Source organism: Deltaproteobacteria bacterium (assembly GCA_016874775.1).
GTDB lineage: Bacteria > Desulfobacterota > Binatia > Bin18 > Bin18 > VGTJ01.
Map to the genome: position 1 here is coordinate 23,865 of VGTJ01000057.1, position 6,916 is coordinate 30,780.

The 6,916-nt window shown below is 53.3% G+C and carries 4 protein-coding genes; 2 read left to right on the plus strand and 2 right to left on the minus strand.

Annotated elements, in window-relative coordinates:
- Positions 1-90 precede the first annotated feature (90 nt).
- A complete protein-coding gene (locus FJ147_11735; GenBank protein MBM4256550.1) occupies positions 91-1,254 on the plus strand; it encodes a CoA transferase in 1,164 nt (387 codons plus the stop codon).
- A 209-nt stretch (positions 1,255-1,463) separates the two neighbouring features.
- On the opposite strand, the gene FJ147_11740 is transcribed toward FJ147_11735, so the two are convergent.
- A complete protein-coding gene (locus FJ147_11740) occupies positions 1,464-2,846 on the minus strand; it encodes a hypothetical protein (protein ID MBM4256551.1) in 1,383 nt (460 codons plus the stop codon).
- A gap of 314 nt (positions 2,847-3,160) precedes the next feature.
- Positions 3,161-4,141 (minus strand): ketopantoate reductase family protein, encoded by a 981-nt coding sequence (locus tag FJ147_11745; protein ID MBM4256552.1) that lies wholly within the window; start codon positions 4,139-4,141, stop codon positions 3,161-3,163.
- A 313-nt stretch (positions 4,142-4,454) separates the two neighbouring features.
- On the opposite strand from FJ147_11745, the gene FJ147_11750 reads away from it, so the two are divergent.
- The gene (locus FJ147_11750) at positions 4,455-6,542 is read left to right on the plus strand and encodes a hypothetical protein (GenBank protein MBM4256553.1); all 2,088 of its coding nucleotides are present in this window, start codon (positions 4,455-4,457) and stop codon (positions 6,540-6,542) included.
- The last annotated feature ends 374 nt before the right edge of the window (positions 6,543-6,916 follow it).

Here is a 6,916-nt window from a genome sequence, read left to right on the forward strand (position 1 = left end):
AGAGAGGAGGAAGAAGGCAAGAGACTGCCCTGTTGCTCTTGCAACCGGCGACACAAAGCAGGAAACTGCGACCCAAAAGGAGGGCATATTATGGCAGGATGTTTAGACGGCATTAAGGTGCTCGACTTGGGGCGTTATCAGGCTGGGCCACGATGCGCGATGATCTTGGCCGATCTTGGAGCAGAAGTGATTAAGGTTGAAGAACCTGGCGGGGACGAATCGCGCGGTCTCGGACGTGTGTACTGGTCAGCGTACAATCGTGGAAAGAAAAGTATTACGCTCAATCTGCGCAGCGAGCAGGGGAAATCGTTGTTGCGCGCGTTGATTCCGAAAGTCGACATGGTGTTACAGAACTTTCGCCCTGGTGTGATGGATGCGATGGGCTTTGGCTACGAGACGCTCAAACAACTCAATCGTGGCATTATCCTCATCAACGTGTCCGGCTTTGGCCAAGTCGGACCGTATAAGCATCGACCAGCGTATGATCCGATTGGTCAGGCAATGTCAGGCTTGATGAGTTTCACGGGCTTTCCTGATGAGCCGCCAGTCATGACCAATGCCTCGATCATTGATCGTACGACAGCGTTGCATGCGACCATTGGCGCACTAGCGGCGTTACATCGGCGCGACGTAACCGGTGAAGGGCAGTCACTCGATGTGTGTCTGCTTGATTCCGCCTACACCCTGATGGAAATTCCGCTTGCTCAGTATCTGCTGAGTGAGAAAGAGCCACAACGGAATGGCAACCGTGCGGGTGGTATTGCCCCAGCTAACACCTATCGCGCGAAAGATGGGTGGGTGTATCTACTAGCGATTCCGCAAGACATGTTTGGTAAGTTCTGCCGCGCCATTGGTCGCGAAGAGTTGATTACAGATGAGCGTTTCAAGAGTATCGCGGCGCGGGGAGCGCACGCTCTCGATTTGGATAGCCTCGTTGCAGAGTGGGTACGTGATCAAACCGTCGCAGAAGTCGTAGCGACGTTAGAACGCGCGGAAGTACCAGTAGCGCCTGTTCATTCGATTCCCCAAGCCGCACGCGATCCGCACCTGTGGGAGCGGAAGATGTTGGTGGAAGCTGAAGACCCGGAATCGGGGCGTACGTTTGTTCCTGGGCTCACTGTGAAATTCTCCGACTCGCCGGGTGCAGTTGGCCCGATTCCGCGCCCAGGGCAACATAACAATGAGATCTATTGTGACATGCTTGGCTGTACGCCAGATGAGCTAACACGGTGGAAAGAGGAGCGAGTGATTTAGGATGGAGAGCAACTGCGGGTAGCTCCGTATTCTAGTAGTTAGGCAATTTAATTTTGAGGAGTTCAAGTTCGTCATGCCCGCGCAGGCGGGCATCCAGGATCTTCAAGCAAGCGCCGCCGGTTATGCCTCCTGGATTCCCGCATTCGCGGGCATGACGTGTCTCGGCTATCCAGCAAACCCCTCTGAACTGACGACTAGGTGCTATCTCCTCAGAACCGTGACGCCCTCAACTTCACATCTGCCCGGGCCCAAGCCTTACGAAAGCGTTTCTCCATCGCTGCCGCGTCCTTGGTTTTCTTCTGCGCCCGTAAGCTTTGTGCGAGCCCGTATAATGACCAGCCATTATGAGGATTCACTTGTAGATCTTTGCGATACACTTGCTCAGCGTCTTCGGGTCGGTTAGCTGCAAGCAACGCGGCTCCCAAGGATTGTCGTACCGGGAAATACCACGGTGGTGGTTCTTCATACTTCAAGGCGTCTTGTAAGCGGACCGCATCTTCGAGTGAGGTAATGGCTTCGTCGGCTTTTCCTTGCCGAACAGCAATTTCACCCGCAAGCGTGCGCGCGGCAACATTCAAAAGGGCAGTCGCAGAATTCTGCCCAATCATGCGGTCAGCCGGTGTTGTCTCGGCGATCTTCGCGACTTTGGCTTGCTCGCCTGTAGCCTCGTCGAGACGTTTGGTCGCTGCAAAGGCTAAACCTCGTGTGTAGTGCCAAATCGCCGTCGTATAGTGCAACTCCTCTGACGGCGCTGGCTGCTGACGGATCTCTTGCCATTTGCCAAAGCGCGCGAGACCGAAGAGGTAGGTTGGCGGTACGAACTCCACCATAGGCATTTGCTTGACGAACTCAACCGGCATCTGCGCGACGAGCTTGCGTGCCGCCGCCAATGCTTCTTTACTCCGTCCCTCCATACTTGCTGCCGCCCACTGGAAGTGGACGTTGTGCGGGTAATACATGATGCGGTAGACACCCTGAACGTTGTAGGTTTCGAGGTAGTTCTCATCGACTTTCGCCGCACGCGCATTGCTGACATTCGCATCCTTGTACCGACCGATACGCATGTAGATATGTGAGGGCATGTGGACGAGGTGACCCGCACCTGGCGCGACTTTGCCCAAGCGATCGGCATAGGGTTCGGCGCGTTCTGGTTGCTGAGAAGCTTCGACCGCGTGAATGTAATAATGGATGGCGCCGAGATGATCAGGATTGCGTTTCAAGACAGATTCGAGGGAGGCAACAATTTCGTCAGTTCCTGGCTGTGGGGTGCCGTCAGCGGCCCATAAATCCCACGGACGTAAATTCATCATCGACTCAGCAAACAGTGTTGTTGCATCAAGGTCGTCAGGATAGCGTTTGGCAACTTCACGCATGGCATCGGCAAACGCGACATCGAGCGCTTTACGGTCAGCCTGTGGGTCAGCCACATAGCGCTTGGCTATAGCTTCGATATACGCACGTTCTTTCTCACTGACCTGGGGAGCTAAAGCGACAGCTTTTTGCGTCGCTTCATATGCAGCTTTGGCACGATCCGGGTCGGTTGGCAGGTTGTAGTTTGGTCCTAAGGTGAAGGCGATACCCCAATATGCCATCGCGCAATTGGGGTCGAGCCGAGCCGCTTCTTTGAACGAGCGTGTCGCTTCGTCATGGTTAAAACCATAGATGAAACGTAATCCTTGATCGAAGTACTTTTGCGCTTGAGGAGAACTCGTTGTTATCTTGTGGCTCCAGTTGCTCAGCCCTTTGAATAACGGTGTTGCCGAGGTACCGTTCTAGGATTGGACGTGATGTTGATGTTGGGCGTCCGCTGGGTTTGTAGTGACGAGCACGACAAGAGAGAGGGCCAAAATTCTCAGGTGCATTGAGTCGCTCCTTACTTCACTTGTGGTTGAGCAGGGTCTTTCGTTTATTCGTGCGCCTGTTCTTCGGGTAACATGCGCTGTAAGTCTTCAATTGTCACACTCCCAGGCCGCTTTCCAGTGCGGGCCAGCTCGCTGGCGATCCGTTGTAGGACGCGATTATACGGTGTCGAAACGCCATGTAATCGACCGAGTAAAACGATCTCGCCATTGAGATAGTCGGCTTCAGTTGAAGGCAAACCACGCATCAAACTTTGCCAGGTTGACCCGCCGGTGCGCGGATGCTCAGGAATGTCTTTGATCTTCACTTCTGCCATGCGCTGGCGAAATTCATCTTGCGGCGCGGCTTCGATTCCTGCGGCCTTGAAGCATGATAGTGCCTCTTCACGCACGGCATGGGCAAAGCTTTTTTCCTGCATTCCCAACCCACACGCAGCTTGCAGCGCATTCTGCAGATTGGTGAGAAGCTTGGCATACTTCCAACGCATGATGTTTGCGTCCGGCTTGGCGCTAAACCCACACGCAGTGATATCTTTTGTCACCTGCGTAATAACGTTGTCGATACCCTTGGGATAGCAGCCTGCGTCGAGTACACCTTCCATTGGTGTTGAATGATTCAAGACCACTCCAGGCTCGAGATAGGTTGCCGGGAGCACCACCACCATACCGTACACACGAGGAAAGTAGCGGGCGGCCATGCGCTCGTTGTCGACCCCATTTTGCGCACACACGATGGAAACGTCGGTCGCGCCTGCTCGCAGCATGTCACGCAGAGCGCCTTCGGTATCCTGTGACTTCATTGTCAGGATCACAACATCGTCCTTTGTGAATTTTAACTCGGCAGGGTGCCCGACTGTACGGATACGCAGTTGTAGGGTTTCGTTAGGAGTTTTAAAGGTGAGTCCGTTCCGCTGCAGCACGGCATGATGTTCGCCACGACAAATGAACACGGTTTCATGGCCATGTTGGAACAACCGTGCACCAATCGCACCTCCGACGCCACCTGCACCATAGATGATGTAACGCATGCGCTCTCCTTTTTTGTCTCGACTCCCATAGCTAGTTGTGACGGACAATCAGTGGGAAAGCATAGCGGAATGGGCACCGAAAGAAAACTTACGATGAATTTGCCGGGTGCTGTGGGCAAGAAAATATTCTCTTGACCGTACTTTGGTAGTTGAGATAAAGAACCACGCCATATAATGATTGCTTTTAGCCCCTTTTAATTCATGCCCAGAGCCCGAAAGGTGGGAGTCAGGTGTTCTCTGTGAAGGTTTTCTTCCGCTCTGTCTTTCCTTGGCCTAAGGCGATTTCCGGAAAAGATTCTCCCCTGTAGCCCGGATGGAGCGAAGCGCAATCCGGGAGGGGCGGCTACGCGGGATTGGGATCTTCATTTTAAAAACTGCGTCAAAATTTCGGAGGATTTCCGCAATTCATCAAGTACAAATGAATTGGCACGATGGAGAGAGGAAGGGCTTCTCTTCTTTCAAGCACCACTTGTTATTTTCCTTTGGAGCCGAGAGCTTGTGCTACTTTGGCGTCTATGGCCTCCTGTTCTGTCTGTTCGCCCCGGCGTTTGCAGCGGATCGGACCGCGCGCCAGACTGAAGCGAACGTCAAGCCATTAGCTATGACCGGCATCCTAGCGTACGACTGGTCTCCTGATGCGCGGGCAATCGTGTATGTCACACGCGAAGGCGTTTGGAAAGCGCGAGGTCCGCATTTTGACCACCCAGAGCAACTGGTCCGTAAAGGGAGGTGCATGGGCGCTGCACGTGAGACTCCGCAAGTCCTCTGGTCACTGGACGGGCAGAAATTCGCGTTTCTCGATTCCCGCCCTGTTGATGAATGGAGCAGCATTTGGGTGGCGAATGCTGATGGATCGCAGGTGAGAGAGCTGCTGCCGAGCTGGGACTTTTCCTACAACAGCAGGCGCTACCTCACTCTCACGGAATGGGTCAACAACGAAGAACTCTCTGTGTTTTTCTCCTGTGGTCCCGGCTGTCGCGCGCTGGGGGTAGCAAATGCGAAAGCGGGACAACGTCCGATTCGCTTAGGAGAAAACCCGACTGGTGCAGCGGACAACATAATGGCTCCGCGGTATGTTTGGTCGCCTAGTCGCCGCTGGGTAGTGGCCGAGCGCAACAGTGGAGATCTCGGCTTGGTGGATGTTAACGCGGCCAAAACGGGACAGATGGTGCGTGAGGCAGAAGATCACCGCTTGCTCTTGCCTGCGTGCGGCCTTCCTCCTGCGAACGTTCCTATCTCTACCGAGGAAAAAAGAGTGAATCACTTTAACAGTTGGTCACCAGATGAGACCCGTGGCTTAGTAACCCAGTGGCAGTGTGGGCAGGTTCCTATACTAGACAGCCAACCACAGTTGGCTCTATGGCACATCCAACAACAGCGGACACGACTGCTAGTCGACAATGCTGGTTGGGGTGTGTGGTCACCGGATGGAACAAAAGTGGCGTTCTTGGTGTTTGGTATACCACAGCTTGATCGCCAACATCGCATCCTGGGGACAATCTTTCGAGGACACAAGCCTTTCCAGGTATCGGCTGCGATTATGGATTTCTCCACACGTCGAGTCTCGGTGATAATTCCTCTCGGTTCCTTTTCGACGACGAAGGTAGCCGAGAGCGATCTTGAGCGCCTACTTCCGGTATGGTCTCCTACTGGTACGCATCTCTTACTTACCGATACTCATGGACAAAAGTTGGTTGCCCGTTCTGATAGAAACGAGCGACAAGCTCTCACTCCGAGTGGTGATGGAGCCACAGCACGCTGGTCACCTGATGGACGCTGGATAACGATTCATGTCCCGCGCCCAGACCCTGAACCCGACTGCTACCAAAAACCTGTCGATACCCTTGTACCCCCAATTGGCAAAGAAAATATGGCTGTTTCGAATGATGAGATGATTAGACGTTACTTCGTGCAGCGACTGCTCACAGAGCCAGAACTGCCAGAGTCATTGCCGCGCTATGTGACGTTTCTCGAAACAGATTCTCAGTCTACTTCCAGTAACAAGACCGCAGAACAGCAACGAAACGATTTTTGTCAAGGGTTAAGCACGGTGCTGGAATCAGTTACGTGGCGCACTCGTGTGGTCCCGGTGACTATAGCAGAAAAATATCAACACCGATGTTCGAAGTGGCACGCAAGCGAGGCACCGATTGATACGAAAGCGGCTGAAGATTTTCTCAATGCCTGGATTGCGAAAATTCCTTCGCGTCTAGCGCAGAAACCACCGGGAGCTTTTGTTCCCTCACCGGAGACCGAGGCCGCTCGGCAGAAGGAAGTTGAGCTACAAGAGGAAAATCGAGAGAAGACCGCTCCAGCTCTTCCCTCCCTCTATCTTGTTGAGATCAAAAGCGAACACAGCAGAACCTTGCGACCTAAAGAAAACAGCATCAAGGAGAATTAAATATATTGTGAAATAACATTAGGTGCGACGAGGAAAGATTATGAGCAGTGTAAGTTAAATCGGACCTGAGAACATTCGTACACTTTACACTACAGATTCCAAATCGTGCCATTCTGAACGCAGCGAAGAATCTCTCAGAGAGACCCTTCGGTGCACTCAGGGTGACAGCGCGAGGGTGCCAATCTTTCATGGTCCGATTTAGCCTATGATGCCAATGATAGAAAACTTAAGGCGAATTCTGGAAAAGAAAATCCCCCTATATCAGTCAGGAGTAGCGGGGCGGATGAAGATGTCCCACTTGGGCAACTTGGGATGACGCTCCAGTCGCGCTTCGACCGTCCGCATGGCTGTCTTGTTCAGGGTAATGCCGCGCA